16 protein-coding genes are annotated in these 17,335 nt (G+C 64.0%); 2 read left to right on the plus strand and 14 right to left on the minus strand.

What is annotated here, in order from left to right; all coding sequences use genetic code 11:
• Positions 1 to 72: 72 nt before the first annotated feature.
• Both A8G00_RS14930 and A8G00_RS14935 read left to right on the plus strand, forming a co-directional pair.
• The gene (locus A8G00_RS14930; protein ID WP_146001654.1) at positions 73 to 2,325 is read left to right on the plus strand and encodes a TonB-dependent receptor; all 2,253 of its coding nucleotides are present in this window, start codon (positions 73 to 75) and stop codon (positions 2,323 to 2,325) included.
• 111 nt (positions 2,326 to 2,436) lie between these two features.
• Positions 2,437 to 4,218, plus strand: a complete 1,782-nt coding sequence (locus tag A8G00_RS14935; protein WP_099186697.1) for a CocE/NonD family hydrolase — start codon at positions 2,437 to 2,439, stop codon at positions 4,216 to 4,218.
• 18 nt (positions 4,219 to 4,236) lie between these two features.
• Here A8G00_RS14935 and A8G00_RS14940 read toward each other — a convergent pair whose 3' ends face one another.
• The 14 genes from A8G00_RS14940 to A8G00_RS15000 all read right to left on the minus strand — a co-directional run bounded on the left by A8G00_RS14940 (position 4,237) and on the right by A8G00_RS15000 (position 17,326).
• Positions 4,237 to 5,208: a nitronate monooxygenase family protein gene (locus A8G00_RS14940; RefSeq protein WP_099186696.1), complete on the minus strand. Its 972-nt coding sequence runs from the start codon at positions 5,206 to 5,208 to the stop codon at positions 4,237 to 4,239.
• A gap of 113 nt (positions 5,209 to 5,321) precedes the next feature.
• Positions 5,322 to 5,771 carry a glutathione S-transferase family protein gene (locus tag A8G00_RS14945; RefSeq protein ID WP_253258007.1) on the minus strand — a complete coding sequence of 150 codons (450 nt, stop codon included), beginning with the start codon at positions 5,769 to 5,771 and terminating at the stop codon, positions 5,322 to 5,324.
• A gap of 250 nt (positions 5,772 to 6,021) precedes the next feature.
• Positions 6,022 to 6,792: a CoA transferase gene (locus A8G00_RS25225; RefSeq protein ID WP_158230080.1), complete on the minus strand. Its 771-nt coding sequence runs from the start codon at positions 6,790 to 6,792 to the stop codon at positions 6,022 to 6,024.
• Positions 6,758 to 7,000: a CoA transferase gene (locus A8G00_RS25910; RefSeq protein ID WP_367379457.1), complete on the minus strand. Its 243-nt coding sequence runs from the start codon at positions 6,998 to 7,000 to the stop codon at positions 6,758 to 6,760. Before A8G00_RS25910 ends, A8G00_RS25225 begins: the two co-directional genes overlap by 35 nt.
• A 62-nt stretch (positions 7,001 to 7,062) precedes the next feature.
• A complete protein-coding gene (locus A8G00_RS14955; protein ID WP_044660896.1) occupies positions 7,063 to 7,953 on the minus strand; it encodes an SDR family NAD(P)-dependent oxidoreductase in 891 nt (296 codons plus the stop codon).
• Between the two features lie 59 nt (positions 7,954 to 8,012).
• The gene (locus A8G00_RS14960) at positions 8,013 to 9,038 is read right to left on the minus strand and encodes an NADP-dependent oxidoreductase (RefSeq protein WP_099186694.1); all 1,026 of its coding nucleotides are present in this window, start codon (positions 9,036 to 9,038) and stop codon (positions 8,013 to 8,015) included.
• Positions 9,035 to 10,222 carry an MFS transporter gene (locus A8G00_RS14965; protein ID WP_099186693.1) on the minus strand — a complete coding sequence of 396 codons (1,188 nt, stop codon included), beginning with the start codon at positions 10,220 to 10,222 and terminating at the stop codon, positions 9,035 to 9,037. Before A8G00_RS14965 ends, A8G00_RS14960 begins: the two co-directional genes overlap by 4 nt.
• Entirely contained in the window at positions 10,222 to 11,229 is a 1,008-nt protein-coding gene (locus A8G00_RS14970) for an NADPH:quinone oxidoreductase family protein (RefSeq protein ID WP_103001041.1), read from the minus strand. The genes A8G00_RS14965 and A8G00_RS14970 overlap by 1 nt, the downstream gene beginning before the upstream one ends.
• Positions 11,229 to 12,401: an acetyl-CoA C-acyltransferase gene (locus tag A8G00_RS14975; protein WP_099186691.1), complete on the minus strand. Its 1,173-nt coding sequence runs from the start codon at positions 12,399 to 12,401 to the stop codon at positions 11,229 to 11,231. The genes A8G00_RS14970 and A8G00_RS14975 overlap by 1 nt, the downstream gene beginning before the upstream one ends.
• Positions 12,402 to 12,430: 29 nt before the next feature.
• Entirely contained in the window at positions 12,431 to 12,883 is a 453-nt protein-coding gene (locus A8G00_RS14980) for a MaoC family dehydratase (protein ID WP_044660900.1), read from the minus strand.
• Positions 12,880 to 14,922 carry a 3-hydroxyacyl-CoA dehydrogenase NAD-binding domain-containing protein gene (locus A8G00_RS14985; protein ID WP_103001042.1) on the minus strand — a complete coding sequence of 681 codons (2,043 nt, stop codon included), beginning with the start codon at positions 14,920 to 14,922 and terminating at the stop codon, positions 12,880 to 12,882. The genes A8G00_RS14980 and A8G00_RS14985 overlap by 4 nt, the downstream gene beginning before the upstream one ends.
• A 10-nt stretch (positions 14,923 to 14,932) precedes the next feature.
• On the minus strand, positions 14,933 to 15,727 hold the full coding sequence (locus A8G00_RS14990) for an SDR family NAD(P)-dependent oxidoreductase (protein ID WP_061937470.1): 795 nt from the start codon (positions 15,725 to 15,727) through the stop codon (positions 14,933 to 14,935).
• Between the two features lie 2 nt (positions 15,728 to 15,729).
• Positions 15,730 to 16,509, minus strand: coding sequence for an SDR family NAD(P)-dependent oxidoreductase (locus A8G00_RS14995; RefSeq protein WP_099186688.1), 780 nt, complete (start codon positions 16,507 to 16,509; stop codon positions 15,730 to 15,732).
• A gap of 34 nt (positions 16,510 to 16,543) precedes the next feature.
• Positions 16,544 to 17,326 (minus strand): SDR family NAD(P)-dependent oxidoreductase, encoded by a 783-nt coding sequence (locus tag A8G00_RS15000; protein WP_099186687.1) that lies wholly within the window; start codon positions 17,324 to 17,326, stop codon positions 16,544 to 16,546.
• Between the last annotated feature and the right edge of the window lie 9 nt (positions 17,327 to 17,335).

Below are 17,335 nucleotides of genomic sequence, written 5' to 3' on the forward strand. Positions count from 1 at the left end.
GTGGGCATCCATCATTCCAAGCCTATATGGAGCCCCTCTAAAAGGTGGCAGCAACAATAAAAGGAGGGGAAATTGCGCTACCGATTGCTCATTGCCATCTGCGGGTCATGCGTGTCGCACGCCGCGCTGGCTCAGGCCGACATGTCACCCGCGCAGCCAGCCAGCGAACCGGCGGCCACGACAGCGAGGCCCGCGCAGGATCTGTCTTCGCAAAGTCTCGGCGAAATCATCGTCACCGCGTCCCGGCGGAGCGACACGGTCCGGAAAACGCCCATCGCCGTGTCCGCCTATGCCGGACAGAAGCTCGAGGCCGCCCAGACGAAGAGCCTCAACGATCTCGTCGGGCCAAGCCCGAACATTCAGATCGGCAATAGCTATAATTCGTCGAACATCACAATTCGCGGCATTGGCAACCAGCAGATCAACGCAGGCCAGGACTCCGGCGTCGCCATCCATTCCGACGGAGTCTATATCGGCCAGCCATCGCTGACCCTTGCCACTTTCCTCGATCTCGCGCGCGTGGAAATCCTCCGCGGGCCGCAGGGCACCCTGTTCGGGCGCAACGCCACCGGCGGCGTCATCAACGTGGTTCCGAACGAGCCGACGGCAGAGACCCATTATGGCTTCGACCTGACGGCAGGCGTCGATCCCGCCCTATTCCAGCTTTCCGGCTTCATCAACGGCGCGCTCAACGAATCGGGAACGCTCAGCGGCCGCATCGCGGCGCAGCAGACATATAATCGCGGCTTTACGCGCAATCTCCTCCCCAATGGCCCCAACCGCCTCGACGATGCGAAGAACCAGTCCATTCGCGGCCAGATCAAATGGGAGCCGTCGGACTCGTTCAATGCGCGAGTTTTGCTGGAATATGCCAATGACGATTCCAACGGGCCAGCGAGCTTCCTGGAGGGAACGCCCGATCCGACCATTCCTCTGCCGGCAATCCTGGTCGGGCAATCGCGCGGCGATGTCGGCGATCGCGAAGTGTTCGCCAACATCAATTATCGCAAGGTTCACGCTTTCAACGCCAACCTGACCCTCAATTGGGCGCTTGGCGGCGGGAACCTGAAGGCGCTGCTGTCCTACGCCGACTCCAAGCTGCTGAACGTCTCGGACGGCGACGGCACAGCGGCGGAGGATACCTATGCATCCTTCAAGAACACGGCGCGCCAGACATATAACGAGCTTATCTATACCTCCGACAACGCCAAGCCGTTCACTTATCTGCTGGGCGTCAACTATTTCCGCGAGCGCCTCGAACAGGCGATCGAGGTGCCGATCGCTGAAGCGCCTCTGGGCGGCGGCGTCACGCTCTACGACATCACCGTGTTCGGCGGCGCGGTTCCGCTCATCACCACATCCTATGCCGCGTTCGGGCGGGCCCAATATGCGTTCACGCCTGATTTCAAGCTGTTCGCCGGTCTGCGCTACACTCGCGACAAGAAGTCGGTCGTTCAGTATAACAACTTCATCAATGGCGGCACGCTTCAGTCGTCCACATCGAAATGGGATCGGCTGACATACGAACTGGGCGCGTCCTATGCGTTCAACCCCACGCTTGACGGCTATCTCAAATATTCGACTGGCTTCAAGGGTGGCGGCTATTCGGCGGGCACGTTGGCGCCATCCTTTCGTCCGGAAACCAACGCGAACTACGAAGCGGGACTGAAGGGCAATTTCTTCAACCGCACCCTGCAAGCCAATCTTGCCGCCTTCTACATGAAATATGACGACTTACAGGTGAACCAGATCGTCGGCGTCTCCTCCTCCGTCACCAATGCGGCCAAGGCCACGGTCTATGGTGTCGAACTGGAAACGTCCCTGCGCCTGGCCGATGTCTTCCGCATCGACTGGTCAGCCGCCTATCTGAATGCGTCGTTCGACCAGTTCCAGACGGCCGACTCGTCGCGGCCTACGACTTGCGATCCGGGCACGGGCGTAGGCTCTGTTCCATGTTCGATCGACCTGTCGGGCAATGCCCTGCCGCAATCGCCCAAATATACGAACAGCCTGGGCGGCTATTATGATATTCCGACCTCAACGGGGAAGGTCACGCTCGGCGCCCGCTACGACTGGAAATCGCGCGTCTATTTCACTGAGTTCAACCTGCCCATTTCCTCACAGAAATCGGTGGGCAAGCTCAACCTGTTCCTGAACTATGAGAGCGACAATGGACGTCTGACGGGCAGTCTCTTCGTCAAGAATGTCACCAACGAGCAGGTGAAGGGCAACGTCATCGTCGTGTCTTCCATCATCGGTTCGCTTGCGCTTGGCCAATATCAGCCGGGACGCCAGGTGGGCATGTCGGTGGGCTATCATTTCTAGTCGACCCGACGGGCTCGACTGGAATTATGAACAGGAGATTCCGGCCGGCGAAGCGGACTTTGCCGGCCGGATTTGCCAAAAAAATGCAAAGCTTCTGGAGTGTCTGCAACCATGTCGTCCTTTGATCCGGCTGCCGCTCCGAAGGACGTGGTGATCCATTATGACGTTCCATGCACGCTGAGTGACGGAACGGTGCTCCGCGCCGACGTAGCGCGGCCGGCCGGCGAAGGTCGATGGCCGGTTATTCTCGCCCGCACGCCCTATGGCAAGGCGGTCGCGCCGGGCTTCACGACCGACCTGACGCACGGCGCGCGGCACGGCTATGTCACCATCATCCAGGATGTGCGCGGTCGCGGGACATCAGACGGTAAGGATGATTTCCAGCCATGGGTCGATGAGGGACGGGATGGCGCGGAAGCCGTCGAATGGGCCGCTGCCCTCCCCTACGCCAACGGCAAAGTCTATATGAGCGGGCCATCTTATCTGGGTTTCGTTCAATGGGCGGCAGCAGCTCAACAGCCTCCCGCACTTCAGGCTATCAACCCGATCGTGCCGGTGGGCCATTTCAACCGCTCCTTCATCTATTGTAGCGGCGTCTTCGAGCTGGAGCTGAACGGTTACTGGTGGACAATGCTCGGCGTGGAAGCATTGATGCGCCGCGACTGGGACTCTCCCGAGGCCAAGGCCGAAGCCGTCACGCGCGCTGCCGCGTGGCTCGAAGCGCTGGCGCGGGACGGCTATGACCATCTCCCGCTCGACCGGTTCACGCCTGTAGCGAACAGCATTCAGGGCGCTCAGCTTTTCGATCTGCTCAAAAATGGCGCGAACGATCCATCAATGAAGGCCAGCGTCCGGTCGAACGAATATGAGAACATCAGCGTGCCCGCGCTGATCGTAGCGGGTTGGTATGACATCTTCATCCGGGGATCGATCGACCAGTTCGTCGGCCTATGCTCCAAAGGCGGCAGCGAATCGGCGCGACAGAAAAGCCGCTTGATCGTCGGCCCATGGGCGCATCATCCCCAAAGCAAGATGACCGGGGAACAGATCTCGCCCGGCTCCGCCGCGATCCAGGCGCTCAATCCCTTCGGCCATATGGGTCTCGCCGCCCGTTATTTTTCCGAGCTGAACGTAGTGGGGAACACGGAAGCGCCGGTCAAGATCTGGATCATGGGCGCGAATAGGTGGCGCGACGAACAAGAATGGCCGATAGCGCGCACCGTCGTCACGCCCTGGTATCTGTCGAGCGGCGGCCAGGCCAATACGAGCGAGGGCGATGGCGTCCTGTCACCGCAACAGGGCAGCGGCGGACCACCCGACGCCTTCATCTACGACCCGGCAAATCCCGTGCCCACGCGCGGCGGCGCGGTGTTCGGCGTAAGCTGCGTTCCGGGCGGCAGCGACCAGAATGTGATCGAGAAGCGCGATGACATACTCGTCTATACATCCGATATTCTGGATGAGGACATCGAAGTCACCGGTACGCCCTTTGTCGAGCTGTGGGTGAAGACCGATGTGGTCGACACCGATTTCGTCGCCCGACTGGTGGACGTGCATCCGGACGGCACGGCACGCCTCATCACCGACGGCATCATCCGCGCCCGCTATCGCGACAATCCCGACAACCCCACTCGTCCGGCGACGCCGCTGGAACCCGGCAAGCCCTATCTTCTGCGTATAGAGCTCCTGCCGACCAGCAATCTGTTCAAGGCGGGGCATCGTTTGCAGCTTGATGTCACCAGCAGCTGCTTCCCTCGCTGGGCGCGCAACCTCAACATCTGGGACGAATGGGGCGGCACCCTGGCCGAGGCGAAAATCGCGCATCAGCAGGTGCTTCATGACGAAACGTACCCATCCCGCATCCTGCTGCCGGTCATTCCTGGGGCACGCTGAACGGCGCCCCCGATAGCGTCAGAAGACCGCCGCCAGCCGTTCCGCCACGATCGATTTCGCCTCGTCTACGATACGGTCGATGAGCTGCTTCACCGTCGGGATATCGTCGATCAGCCCTGCGACCATGCCGCAACTCCAGGCTCCCGCATCGACCTCGCCATCGACCATGATGCGGTAATAGACACCCGCCACCTGCTCGGCGATATCCTCGAATCGGATGCTGTGACCCAGCGCCCGTTCCTTCTCGATCACCTGATCCACGGCAGGGTTCCGCAGCACCCGCTCGGTGTTCCTGAGTGGGCGCATGATGAGGCGCGTGTCACGCTCCCCGGCCTGGACGATGGCTTGCTTGACGCGATCGTGCACCGGCGCTTCCTGCGTCGCCACGAAGCGCGTGCCCAGGTTCATCCCGTCAGCGCCCAACGCGAGCACGGCGACGAGCGACTTGCCGTCCGCCATCCCGCCCGACGCGATGAAGGGAACCGAAAGCGCCTTCGCTGCCAGCGGCAACAAAATGAGGCCCGGCACGTCATCCTCACCGGGATGCCCGCCACACTCGAAACCATCGACGCTGACGGCATCGCACCCGATGTCCTGCGCCTTCAGCGCATGGCGGATCGAGGTGCATTTGTGGATGATCTTGACACCCGCCGCCTTGAGCGCGGGCAGATGCTCGATGGGGTTGTTCCCCGCAGTTTCGACGACCGGAATGCCCTTCTCGCAGATCACCTTCACATAGCCCAGGTAGTCGGGCGCGTTCACGACCGGCAGGAAGGTGAGGTTAACGCCGAACGGCTTGTCGGTCATGGCGCGGCACTTGTCGATTTCCGCCGCCAGATCCGCAGGCGTCCGCTGCGTCAATGCGGTCAATATGCCAAGGCCACCAGCCTCCGAGACAGCCGCCGCCAGTTCAGCCTTGCCGACAAAATGCATGCCCCCCTGAACGATGGGATATTGGATGCCGAACAACTCAGTGATGCGTGTCTGCATGAGGATTTCCTGAAAACTGGTGAGCGGTGATAATCTAGCCTGCGCTACCCCGCCATGACTCAATCGCGCAATTTTATGGTCGCAATTCGGGCAAGGGCACGCGCCTGGCGGCGTCATTCCACTGCATTCTCCCGCTCGACCGCCATCGCTCGCTGATACACTGGGCGGGCTTCGAGCCTGCGGAAATACTCCACCCCGGCCGGAGGGAGATCATCGCCAAGGCCCAGCGCCTCCGCGAACTTGATGGCATAACCCACCGAGATATCGGCTGCGGTAAAACGACCGCCGCACGCATGGTCCCGCCCGTGCATCATGCCCATCGCAGCTTCGAGACGCTTTAGGACCCAGCGCCGATAATCCTCCGCCACTTGGGCATTGCGGCGCTCCGACGGCTCCAGCATCGTATATCGAAAATATAGCGTCTGCGGAACGGTGAGCGTCGCCTCCCCCATGTGCAGGAAGTTGGGATAGTCGGCATAGGCAGGGTCGGATGGCGCGACCGACAGCCCGGCTTCAGGATGCGTGTCCGCCAAATATTGCGTGATGGCGGAGGATTCGCTCATCGCCGCCCCATCAACGATTAGGAACGGAAGGTCCCCAGCGGGTTGATCTCCAGATAATCGGGCGCGCGAAACGAACGCGCGCCATCACAATGATAGAGTTGGATCACGGCCTCTCCCTTGTTCAAACCAAAGCGTCGACCGCCGCCAGAGCGCCCAGTCGATCCTCGCCATAGCCCAATATCCCGCGCAGCACGCGATCATTGTCCCGGCCATAAGGCGGAGTTCCCCCAGCGGTCGCCCGGTCGCGTCTCTAACCTAAGCGGGAGAAGGCGGCGACCGCCTCCCCGCGAGCCACTCGTCCCGACTTCCATGTCATGCTCGCCCAGCCGGGGGCGGGACGAGGCCACACAAATCCTTCAGGACAGTCACGGGCAAAAGCCCCCGGCATCTTGCAAGGACCGAAAGGACCAAAGGTCTCGATGAAGTCTCGCGCTGCAAATTGGGCGCTCTCGGCCAGATCGGCCACCGTCAGGATAGGCGCGATGCGGACCCCGCGCTCGATCGCGACGCCGACCAGCTCATCCTTGTGCCGCGTAGCGAGAATGGATTGCACCCAGGCCCGAACCGCATCGAGATCGGCTCCGCTCACCTCCCCGGCTATGATCTTCTCATGAAGCCTGCTCCAGTCCCAGTTGCCGAATAGGGGATGGAACCAGCCCTCGTCGCGCATCCATGTCATCAGCTTGTTGGACGCCGGACCGGCGGCTGGCCCGATGCCCAGGTGCATCTCCGCCAGACCGTCCGACACCGTCCATTTGGACTTGCGCGTGATCGACCCGCTGCCGCTCAAGTCCACGACATGCTCGTCCCCCGCCTTCCTGCGCGGTACGAAATCGGCATGCCCCACCCCTTCGGCGAGCACCGCCCCCAGCGTGCACTGAGGCAGCGTCTGCACGACCGCGAGATCGACATGCTGCCCTCGGCCCGTGCGGGCGCGGTCGGATCGAACCAGGCTGGCCGCCCTTCCGCAGGGGTGCGGGATTCGATCAATATATCCGCCGATTGCAGCAGACGATCCCACAACGCCTTGTCCCCACCGGGATCGGCGACGATGGAGTGCTTGCCCGCCGCATAGGTGGCCCAGAACAAGGACTCCTCGCCTTCGGCCCAGTCGGTGCGAAGGGCGCGAGCCGCCGGGCGGGGTTCCCCCCTTCGGACTCCACCTGCACCACGTCCGCGCCCATCTGCGCCAGCATATGCCCGGCCAGTAGCCCCCGGTGATCGCACAGATCGAGAACCCTTTAGAGCTTCAGAAACCTCTCCCCATATCCCCTCATGTCCGGCAACGGAATTACCGCACGAGTTCTTGCAGCCCGGCGACTTCCCTGCGGTGCTGCTCCGGTCCCGACGCCGGCACATGCTCGCCCGCCCGGTCGCCGATCCTGTCCATCTGCGACAAAATCGCCGCCGCCATATCCTCTTCCCCGATCAGATAAGCGCCGTTGGTCATCGTGACATGCGCCCGCGCGAAGCGCCCCGCTCCCGCTAGAACGATGGCCCGGCTCGGCGCTTCGCCGGCTGAAAGCGCCACGACTGCGGGAGCGACCATATCGCTGCCCAGCCGGGCAAGGTCGCCACTATCATAGAGGCCGCTGGTCATACCGGTTGCCGCGCTGGGGGCGAGGCAATTGACATGGATGCCGTATCGCTCTCCTTCGATCGCCAGCGTCTGCATCAGGCCGACCAGCGCCATCTTGGCCGCGCTGTAATTCGCCTGCCCGAAATTGCCGTAAAGTCCCGACGAGGATGTGGTGAACACGATCCGGCCATAGCCCTGCTCACGCATCAGGTTCCAGACGGCGTGCGTGCAGTGGACCGATCCCATCAGGTTGACGTCGATCACCGTTCGGAAATCCTCGATGGTCGACTTGGCGAAGGTGCGGTCGCGTAAGATGCCGGCATTGTTGACGAGTATGTCCACCCGTCCCCACTGCGCCACGATTCCGTCGATCATCGCGGTCACGCTTGCGGGATCGGCGACATTGGCCGCACAGGCCGTGGCCTGTCCGCCAGCGGCGATAATCTCCTGCGCGACCGCCTCGGCGTCTTTCTGCGACAGATCGTTCACCGCGACCATGGCGCCGTGCCGCGCCAGCGCAAGGGCATGGGCGCGCCCAAGACCCTGACCCGCGCCGGTCACCAGAGCGACACGCCCGGAAAGCGAAATGAGAGGGGCTGTCATGAAGTCATCCTTTCGATGGCTGGCTCCGCTGCCTGCGGAGGGCGAAGGGGCCACGCCGGTCAAGGCCGCGCGCCTTCGGTGTTGAGACGAATGAGCGGCTTCCCCGAGAAACCGCCGGTGAAAAGTTCCTCAACCGCTTGGGGGACGCTCTCCAGCCCGTCGCGGATTTCCTGCCACGGACGAACGGTTCCGTTCTCGATCCAGGCGGACATCTGTGCGCGAAACCCGCCCAGCAGGTCCGCGCGATCGGAATAGGGCAGATAGCCCTGGATATGGATCCGCTGCGTTACGATGCGGTTGAGGTGGTGCATCGTGTCGGATGCGCGCTCCTGATTGTAGCTGCCGATCATCCCGCTGATCGCGAACCGCGCATTCGGGTTCGCGCTGGCGAGCGCCGCGTCGAGATGCTCGCCCCCCACATTGTCGAGATAGATGTCGATACCCTGGGGCACTACCGCAGCCAGCTTTTCCTCCAGCGAGCCTGGAGTTTTATAATCGATCACGGCATCCGCGCCGATCTCTTTCAACCGCTCGCCCTTGGCGCTGCCGCCGGCGGAACCGATGACCGTGAGGCCGATGGCCTTGCCGATCTGCACCGCCGTGCTGCCGACCGCGCCCGCCGCAGCCGACACGAACAGCGTCTCTCCGGCCTTGGCTTTCGCTATTTCAAAGAGCCCGTAATAGGCGACGAAGCCGGTGGACCCCATTGCGTTCAGATAATGTTCGGGCGCGCCGGACGAAGGCAATTTTTCAAAGGCGGTCGCCGGTCCCTGCCCGTAATCGCGCATCCCGAACTGGTGCATGGCCCGGTCGCCGGGTTTGAAATCAGCGGATCGCGACTCGATCACTTCGCCGACCGCCCAGCCCGGAATGGGCTCGCCCAGCCCATAGGGCGCCAGATAGCCGCGCGTCTCCGCCGACATCCGCACCCGCATGGCCGGCCCGACCGTCAGCCAGACGTTCCGCACGCGCACCTCGCCCTCGGCGAGCGGCGCATCGTCAAAGTCGCGCAACGCGAAAAGGTCGCGGCTGGGCAGGCCCTGGGCGCGCTTGACGAGCGTCCATGCCCGGTATGTGCTTGTCATAACGAAGAAGTCTCCAGAGCTTTGGGGGCCGACCGCGATCCGCGCTCGGCATGTAGGATCAGGGCAGCGGCAATGCCGAAGCAGACAACCGAGCCGTAAAAGGGCAGATCGGCCGATGACAGCAGCAGGCCGGCGGCGATGATCGGCCCCGTGGCGAGGCCGGCAAACTGCATCGTGACCCACAGGACCGACAGGCGGCCGCTGGGATCGATCGTGGCGACCAGCCCGGCGCAATAGGGCAAGATCAGCACCCAGCAGAACATGAAGATGAAGGCCGCCGCCGCGAAGATCGTCTGTCCCCTGTCAAATATGAAGATCAGCACAGCGACGCACAGGCCCGCCGCGCCAGCCGATATGGGCAGCCGCCGCCCCGCTTTATCGCCGATACCGGATACAATCAGGCTCGCGACGATCCCGCCTATGGTCGCGAGCGACAGGGCGCTGGCGACCGCTTCGCCCGACATATTGCGATCCAGCCCCAGCACGCCCACTAGCGGCCAGGTGAGACCGACGCCGACCAGCAGAATGAACGTTCCCAGCAGCACCGCCGGGCCATACCCCCGGCTGGACCTTGTGCCCGCCGTCCCCTGGGGCTGCAGCGTGACCGGTTCCGAGGGCAACCACCGGAGCAGCAGGATCGCCAGCACCGCCAGCGCGACGACGGACAGGAACAGCCATTCCGGGTGCCCTGCCGCGCTGAAGCGGCTCAGCAGGCCGAGCATGATGGTGGTCATCGTCAGGTTCGCCGTCAGATAGATGGCGAAGATACGGTCCGGTATCGGCGTGGCTGCAATGCTGGCCGACAGCATTCCCTGAAGCGCGCCCGCCGCCAGACCCGCGACAAACCGGGCGCCAATGAGTAACAGGAATGTCGAAGCGAATGCCGAAACCAGATTGGCGAGAACGATCAGAACCAGCCCGACGAACGCCGCCTTGCGCCGGTCGAGGCGGCTCAGCCATGCCGCGATGATAAGGGTGGTCGCGGTCGTGCCGCCCATTTCCGATGCGTTGATGAGCGCGATCTGGCTGTCCGTCAGGCCAAGTTTCGTGGACATGCCGGCGAGCAGGCCCGGCATCGCCACGATGATGGCGGCGCTCGCCAGACCCGTGAGGACGATGGACGCGACCGGCAAAAGCCCGACCGATGGGGGCGTAGACATGCCAATGGTCGCTTCGCCGTTCATCACGCGCCGATCGTCACGATGACTTTGCCGACCGCTGACCGGCTTGCCAGACGGGCGATGGCCTCGCCGCCCCGTTCGAGAGGGAAAATCTGGTCGATCTTGGGCGTGATGCGCTCTGCCGTCCACCAGTCGATCAGTTGCAGGATGTTGCGCCGGTTATGGTCCGGCGCGCGCTTGGCGAAGCCGCCCCAGAAGATGCCGCGAACATCGCAGGATTTGAGCAGCGGCAGATTTAGCGGGATCTTGGGTATCCCGGCCGGGAAGCCGACGACCAGATAGCGCCCTTCCCACGCGATGCAGCGAAGCGCAGGTTCGGCATAGTCGCCACCCACAGGATCATAGATGACATGGGCGCCCTCCGGCCCCACCCGTTCCTTGAACGCCAGCCCGAGGGCGCGCGCCTGATCCTTGTCGAAGGGCGCCCGGCCATAGACCATGACGTCGTCGGCCCCGGCGGCAAGAACCACCTGCGCCTTTTCCTCGCTGGACACGGCGGCCACGACGCGCGCGCCCATGACCTTGCCGATCTCGATCGCCGCCAGCCCGACGCCGCCCGCAGCACCCAGCACCAGCAGCGTCTCGCCAGCGGCCAGGTCGCCGCGATCAGCGAGCGCATGGATTGTGGTGGCATAGGTGAGCAACAGCCCCGCAGCCGCGACGGGATCCTGTCCTTCGGGAATCTTGAACGCATCGGCCGCGTCGAACACAGCATATTCGGCCAGCCCGCCGCTCGATTGCGCCAGCGTCGCGATCAGGCTGTCGCCCGGCTCCCAGCCCGTCACGCCGTCGCCCACCGCGTCGACGATGCCCGAAACCTCGACACCCGGCGCGAAGGGCCGTTGCGGCTTGAACTGATATTTGTCCTCAATCACCAGAACGTCGGGATAGTTGATGCCGCAGGCCAGCACGCGCACGCGCAACTGGCCCGGCCTCGGATCGGGAATAGGGACATCCGCCAGGACCAGCGATTCTGGCCCGCCCGGATCAACCGAGAGCAAGGCTTTCATCACAGAACCTCGAACAGGCCGGCGGCACCCATGCCGCCCCCGACGCACATCGTCACCACGACATAGCGCGCGCCCCGGCGGCGTCCCTCGATCAGGGCGTGCGCGACCAGGCGCGCGCCCGACATGCCGTAGGGATGGCCGATGGAGATCGCACCGCCATTCACGTTCAGCCGGTCTTCGGGGATGCCCAGCTTGTCCTGACAGTAGATGACCTGCACGGCGAAGGCTTCGTTGAGTTCCCAAAGGCCGATGTCGTCTATGGTGAGGCCGAAGCGCTGGAGCAGCTTGGGAATGGCAAACACCGGGCCGATGCCCATCTCGTCCGGCTCGGTGCCCGCCACCGCCATGCCGACATAGCGGCCCAGCGGGTGCAAGCCGCGCTCGGCGGCGAGGCCCGCGTCCATGACGACCACAGCCGCCGCGCCGTCGGACAACTGGCTCGCATTGCCCGCGGTGACGGTGCCGCCGTCCACCACTGTCCTGAGCGCGGCCAGCCCTTCGGCGGTGGTTTCGGGACGGGCACCCTCGTCCCTGGTCAGCGTGACGAGCTGCGACGACACCGCGCCGGTGGCCTTGTCGCGCACCGTCATGGTCGCCTCGACAGGCACGATCTCGTCGTCGAACGCGCCATTCTGCTGCGCGGCGGCCGTGCGCTGCTGCGACCGCAGCGCGTAGGCGTCCTGCCGCTCGCGCCCGATGCCATAGCGATGCGCGACGGTTTCGGCGGTTTGCAGCATGGGCATGAACATGTCGGGCACTATCGCCACCAGTTCGGGGTCCTCGTCGATCCTGAGTTCCTCGGTCTGCACCAGAGAAATGGATTCGACGCCGCCCGCGACGATGACCTTCATCCGGTCGACCATGATCTGCTTGGCTGCGGTGGCGATCGTCATCAGGCCCGAAGCGCATTGCCGGTCGAGCGACATGCCCGCTACCGTGACCGGCAGTCCGGCGCGCATCGCCGCCGTCCGCCCGATTGTGGACTGATAGCCCTGCTGCAACGATGCGCCCAGCAGCACATCGTCGACTTCGGCCGGATCGATGCCGGCGCGGGCCACCGCCGCCCGGATCGCGTGCGCGGCGAGAGTCGGCGACGGCGTCGTATTGAACGCACCGCGATAGGCGCGCCCAATGGGGGTCCGCGCGGCTGACACGATAACGGCGTCCTGCATGTTCAATCTCCTAGGCAGACCCTGAAGGGTCACACAAAAAACTGGGTTACCCACGTCGCGACGACGGCGGGCTTTTCCTGCCCTTCGACTTCCACGCAGATGTCCTGCGTCTGCTCGAAATGGCCGGGGTTCTTCTCTTTCACGTTCCTAAGCGTCGAAACCGAGCGGATGCGGCTGCCTACCTTCACCGGCGACACGAAGCGCACACGGTCAAAGCCGTAGTTCACGCCCACCTTCATATCCGGCAGCCGCGCCGCGGTGGTCTTCTCCTCAAGGTAGGAAAGCAGCGACAGCACCAGAAAGCCGTGCGCGATTGTGCCGCCGAAGCGGGTCTCGCGCGCCCGCTCCGGATCGACATGGATATGCTGCCAATCCATCGTCGCATCGGCGAACCGGTCGATCATCGCCTGATCGACCGTCAACCAATCCGAATGGTGTGTGACCCCCTTGTCGGCCTGCAAACGCGCCAGCATGTCGCTCATCCGGCCCTGGCCTCGTCAAGCGACCGGCCATCGCGCGCCGCCTTAACCAGAAGGGGAGACAGCGAAAAGTCATCGCCGAGCCGATCGGCATAGCGCTCCAGATCTGCGACGATTTTGGCGAAGCCGACCTGCTCCGCCCAGAACATCGGTCCGCCCGTATGGCGCGGCCAGCCATAGCCGTAGATCCAGACGACATCGATGTCCGACGCACGCTGCGCGATCCCTTCGCTCAGGATCTTGGCCCCTTCATTGACCATGACGTGCATGGTTCGGACCATGATTTCCTCGTCGGAAATGGCACGCGGCGTCACCCCAGCCTTCGCGCGGTAATCGTCGATGATTCCGGTCGCGACCGGGGAGGGAAGAGGACGCCGCTTTTCGTCATAATCGTAGAAACCGCCGCCCGCCTTCTGGCCCCAGCGGCCCAAGGCGTTGAGCGCGTCGCGCAGGCTTTCGATGCGGGTGGGATCGCGGTGCCAGCCGATGTCGACGCCGGCGAGGTCGATCATCTGCAACGGCCCCATCGGCATGCCGAAGGCGACCGAGACGCGGTCGATCTGGTCGGGCGTCGCGCCCTCCAGCAGCATCTCCATCGCGCCCTCCAGCCGGGGGTCCAGCATCCGGTTGCCAATGAAGCCGAAGCAGACGCCCGACACGACCGGCACTTTGCCGATCTTGCGCGCGGTCGCCATGCCCGTCGCCAGCACATCCGGCGCGGTCTTGTCGCCGCGCACCACCTCGACCAGCTTCATGATGTTAGCGGGCGAGAAGAAGTGCAGGCCGACCACGTCTTCCGGCCGATTCGTCGCCTGCGCGATTTCATCGACTGAAAGGTAGGATGTGTTGGAGGCGAGGATCGCGCCCGGCTTGGCGATGCTGTCCAGCCGCGCGAAAATTTCCTTCTTCACGTCCATATTTTCGTAAACGGCCTCGATGATGAGGTCGCAGTCCGCCAAGGCGTTGAAATCCAGCGTCGGCGTCAGCAGCGCCAGCGCGCCTTCGACCTGCGCGCTGGTCATGCGCCCCTTGGCGGCGGTAGCCTCATAATTTTTCCGCATCAGGCCGGTGCCGCGTTCGAGCGCTTCCTGCGCCATCTCGACGATGGTGACCGGAATCCCGGCGGACAGGAAATTCATCGAAATGCCGCCGCCCATGGTGCCCGCGCCGATCACGCCGACCTTTTCGATAGACCGCAGCGCGACATCCTTGGGCAGGCCATCGATCTTGGCGGCGGCGCGCTCAGCGAAGAAGGCATGGCGCAATGCCTTCGACTGCGCGCCGTCCATGAGCGTGTGGAAAAGGCTGCGTTCCTTTTCCTGTCCCTCGGCCAGCGGCAGGGCGGTTGCTGCCCGGACCGCCTCGATGCAGGCTTGGGGCGCATCAAGCCCCTGGATCTTGCGCGCATTCTGCTCCGCGAACCGGTCGAACTCATCCCCCTCGAAGGAAACGGCGCGCGCGCCCGTCGGACGCGGCGCGTTGAGCGTGACGGCGTAGGCGATAGCGTCTTCAACCAGGCTCGCTTCCGGCACGATCTTGTCCACCAGACCGATGTCCAGCGCCTTCGCGCCCGAAATCGGACTGCCCGACACGATCATGTCGAGCGCGGCGGGAATGCCGACAAGGCGGGGCAGCCGCTGGGTGCCGCCGGCGCCGGGCAACAGGCCCAGCGCGACCTCGGGCAGCCCGAGCTTCGCGCTCGCGGTGGCGACGCGATAATGCGCGCCCAGCGCAACCTCCAGCCCGCCGCCGAGCGAGGAACCATGGATAGCGGCCACGACCGGCTTGGCGCTGGCTTCGATGGCGTCGATCACCACCGCAAGGCCCGGCTCGGCGAGCGGCTTGCCGAATTCGGTGATGTCCGCGCCCGCGCTGAACATCCGCCCCGCCCCGTGGATCACAATGGAGGACACGCCCTCATCGCTCTGCGCGGCGTCTATCGCCTGATAGATGCCGCGCCGCACATCTTCAGACAGGGCGTTGACGGGTGGATTGCCGATCCGGATTGTAAGGACGGTGCCGTGGCGTTGCGTTTCGATCATCTTATCTCTCTCAAAAAATGGTCTCGCCTAATGCGCTGGGCCGGGCGAAGGGGTGAGAAGTCGAAAGTCCTGCATCGACGACGAGGGCATGCCCGTTGACGTAGCTGGCCTCGTCCGATGCAAGGAAAGCGATGGCCTGCGCGATTTCGGCAGGACGTCCCCCGCGCCGCAGCGGGTTGAGCTTGCCGATGGAGCCTTCCCGACCCTTGGCGCGCGCCTTGTCGTAGAGGTCTCTAGTCATGCCGCTTTCGATGAGGCCAGGGCAGACCGCGTTGACGCGGATGCCCGATCCGGCAAGCTGCTGCGCCGCGATCTGGACGAGGTTCACGACACCCGCCTTCGACGCCGAATAGGCCGGGCCGCCCGCCCCCGCGCGCAGTGCCGCGACCGAGGCGGTGCAGACGATGGCGCCGGTCCTGCCGCCATCCAGCATGGTCCTCGCGCCATGCCGGACAGCCAGAAACGGACCGATCAGGTTGATACGCAGCACCTGTTCCCAGCTTTCAACGCTCTGGTCGAACAGCCCCGCCTCTCCGCCTGTCACCCCCGCATTGGCGCAGACGATATCGATGCCGCCGAAACGGCTCGTCGCCAGCGCGAACATCGCCAGCACATCCTCCTCCCGGCCCGCGTCGCCCTGCATGGTGATGATGGCGTCATTTCCGGCGAAGCTCTCCGCCAGTGTCGGGCTGGTATCGAACGCGATCACCTGCGCGCCCTCTTGAGCGAACAGGCGCGTGGTCGCCGCCCCTATGCCAGAGGCTGCGCCGGTGATCGCCACAACCTTATCCGTGAAGCGCGCCATTCTTACGCCACCGGAGCGATAGTCATGCCGCCGTCCACGACGATGGCTTGCCCTGTCACATAGGAAGAGGCATCGGACGCCAGGAACAGGGCCGCTCCCGCCATTTCTCCCGGCTCGCCGATACGCCGCAGCGGGATCTGCCGGCTGAACGCCTTCTCCTTGGCGGGATCTTCCCACAGCGCCTTGGCGAAATCGGTGCGCGTCACGCCGGGCGAGATGGCGTTGACCCGCACCTTGTGGGGTCCGAATTCGACGGCCAGATTGCGGACCATGGCGAGGTCAGCGGCTTTCGACAGATGATAGGTGCCGATCGTGTCCGAACCGATATAGGCGCCGATCGACGAAACGATGACGATCGATCCCGATTTGCGCTCGATCATGGACGGCGCGACCAGTTGCGCCAGCCAGTGGTTCGACAGGATGTTGTTTTCCAGGATCTTGCGGAACTGGTCGTCGTTGATGCCCAGCGTTGGCCCATAATAGGGGTTGGACGCCGCGTTGCAGACCAGAATGTCGATCGGGCCAAGCCGGTCCTGAGTGGTCTTAACCAATGCTTCCAACGCCGACTTGTTGGAAATGCTGGCTTCGATGGCCGTCGCGCGCGCCTCGCCATGACGCGCGCTGATGGCAGCGGCGACCTCATCGCAGGACGCCTGTTTGCGGCTGGAAATGACGACGCGGGCGCCCGCGTCAGCCAGCGCCTCCGCGATGGCGCGGCCGATGCCGCGCGACGATCCGGTCACGATGGCGGTCTTGCCGGAGAGGTCGAACAGGTTGCTCATGCTTCGTTCCTGACTGTGTTGGAAGCCGACCGCATCACAGCCTTGCCGGGCCGATCGCCATGCCACCGTCGATGAGCAGCGACTGACCCGTCATGAAGGCGCTGGCCTCTGCCGCCAGATAGACCGCCGCGCCCGCCATTTCGCCCGGCACGCCGATGCGGCAGAGCGGCGTGCGCTTCGTGACCTGCTCGACACCTGCCGGGTCTTCCCAGAGCCGCTTTGCGAAATCCGTCTTCGTGATGCCGGGCGAGATGGCGTTGACCCTGATGCTGTGCTTGCCCAGTTCCACGGCTAGGTTGCGAACCATCTGAAGGTCGGCGGCCTTGGACACATGATAGGTGCCGATCATACCGGAACCCAGATATGCGCCGAGCGATGCGACGATGATGATCGAACCGGCCTGCCGCTCGATCATGCCGGGCGCGACGAGCTGGACGAGCCACTGGTTGGACAGGATGTTGCCGTTGATGATCTTGTGGAATTCCTCGTCCGGAATTTCGAGCGTTGGCCCATAATGGGAGCTGACCGCCGCGTTGCAGACCAGAACGTCCACCGGCCCCAGCCGCCTTTCCGTTTCCGCGACCAGCGCCCGCAGATCGTCCTTCACCGAAATGTCCGCCGCGATCGCGGTGGCGCGCGTTTCGCCCATTTGCGCGTTTATCGCGGCAGCGGCCTCCTCGCACGCATCCAGATTGCGGCTGGATATGACCACCTGGGCCCCGGCGTCCGCCAGCGCCTCCGCGATAGCGCGGCCGATGCCACGCGACGACCCGGTAACGATAGCGACCTTGCCGCTGAGGTCAAAGAGCTTGTTCATATTTCTATC

Source organism: Sphingobium sp. SA916, assembly GCF_002894065.1.
GTDB classification, from domain to species: Bacteria; Pseudomonadota; Alphaproteobacteria; order Sphingomonadales; family Sphingomonadaceae; genus Sphingobium; species Sphingobium fuliginis.

Excerpts from the sequence above, each read along its gene's own strand:
- A8G00_RS14935 (WP_099186697.1), top strand. The coding sequence starts at position 2,437 with ATGTCGTCCTTTGATCCGGCTGCCGCTCCGAAGGACGTGGTGATCCAT.
- A8G00_RS14940 (WP_099186696.1), bottom strand. The coding sequence starts at position 5,208 with ATGCAGACACGCATCACTGAGTTGTTCGGCATCCAATATCCCATCGTT.
- A8G00_RS14945 (WP_253258007.1), bottom strand. The coding sequence starts at position 5,771 with ATGAGCGAATCCTCCGCCATCACGCAATATTTGGCGGACACGCATCCT.
- A8G00_RS14955 (WP_044660896.1), bottom strand. The coding sequence starts at position 7,953 with ATGACAGCCCCTCTCATTTCGCTTTCCGGGCGTGTCGCTCTGGTGACC.
- A8G00_RS14960 (WP_099186694.1), bottom strand. The coding sequence starts at position 9,038 with ATGACAAGCACATACCGGGCATGGACGCTCGTCAAGCGCGCCCAGGGC.
- A8G00_RS14965 (WP_099186693.1), bottom strand. The coding sequence starts at position 10,222 with ATGAACGGCGAAGCGACCATTGGCATGTCTACGCCCCCATCGGTCGGG.
- A8G00_RS14970 (WP_103001041.1), bottom strand. The coding sequence starts at position 11,229 with ATGAAAGCCTTGCTCTCGGTTGATCCGGGCGGGCCAGAATCGCTGGTC.
- A8G00_RS14975 (WP_099186691.1), bottom strand. The coding sequence starts at position 12,401 with ATGCAGGACGCCGTTATCGTGTCAGCCGCGCGGACCCCCATTGGGCGC.
- A8G00_RS14980 (WP_044660900.1), bottom strand. The coding sequence starts at position 12,883 with ATGAGCGACATGCTGGCGCGTTTGCAGGCCGACAAGGGGGTCACACAC.
- A8G00_RS14985 (WP_103001042.1), bottom strand. The coding sequence starts at position 14,922 with ATGATCGAAACGCAACGCCACGGCACCGTCCTTACAATCCGGATCGGC.
- A8G00_RS14990 (WP_061937470.1), bottom strand. The coding sequence starts at position 15,727 with ATGGCGCGCTTCACGGATAAGGTTGTGGCGATCACCGGCGCAGCCTCT.
- A8G00_RS14995 (WP_099186688.1), bottom strand. The coding sequence starts at position 16,509 with ATGAGCAACCTGTTCGACCTCTCCGGCAAGACCGCCATCGTGACCGGA.
- A8G00_RS15000 (WP_099186687.1), bottom strand. The coding sequence starts at position 17,326 with ATGAACAAGCTCTTTGACCTCAGCGGCAAGGTCGCTATCGTTACCGGG.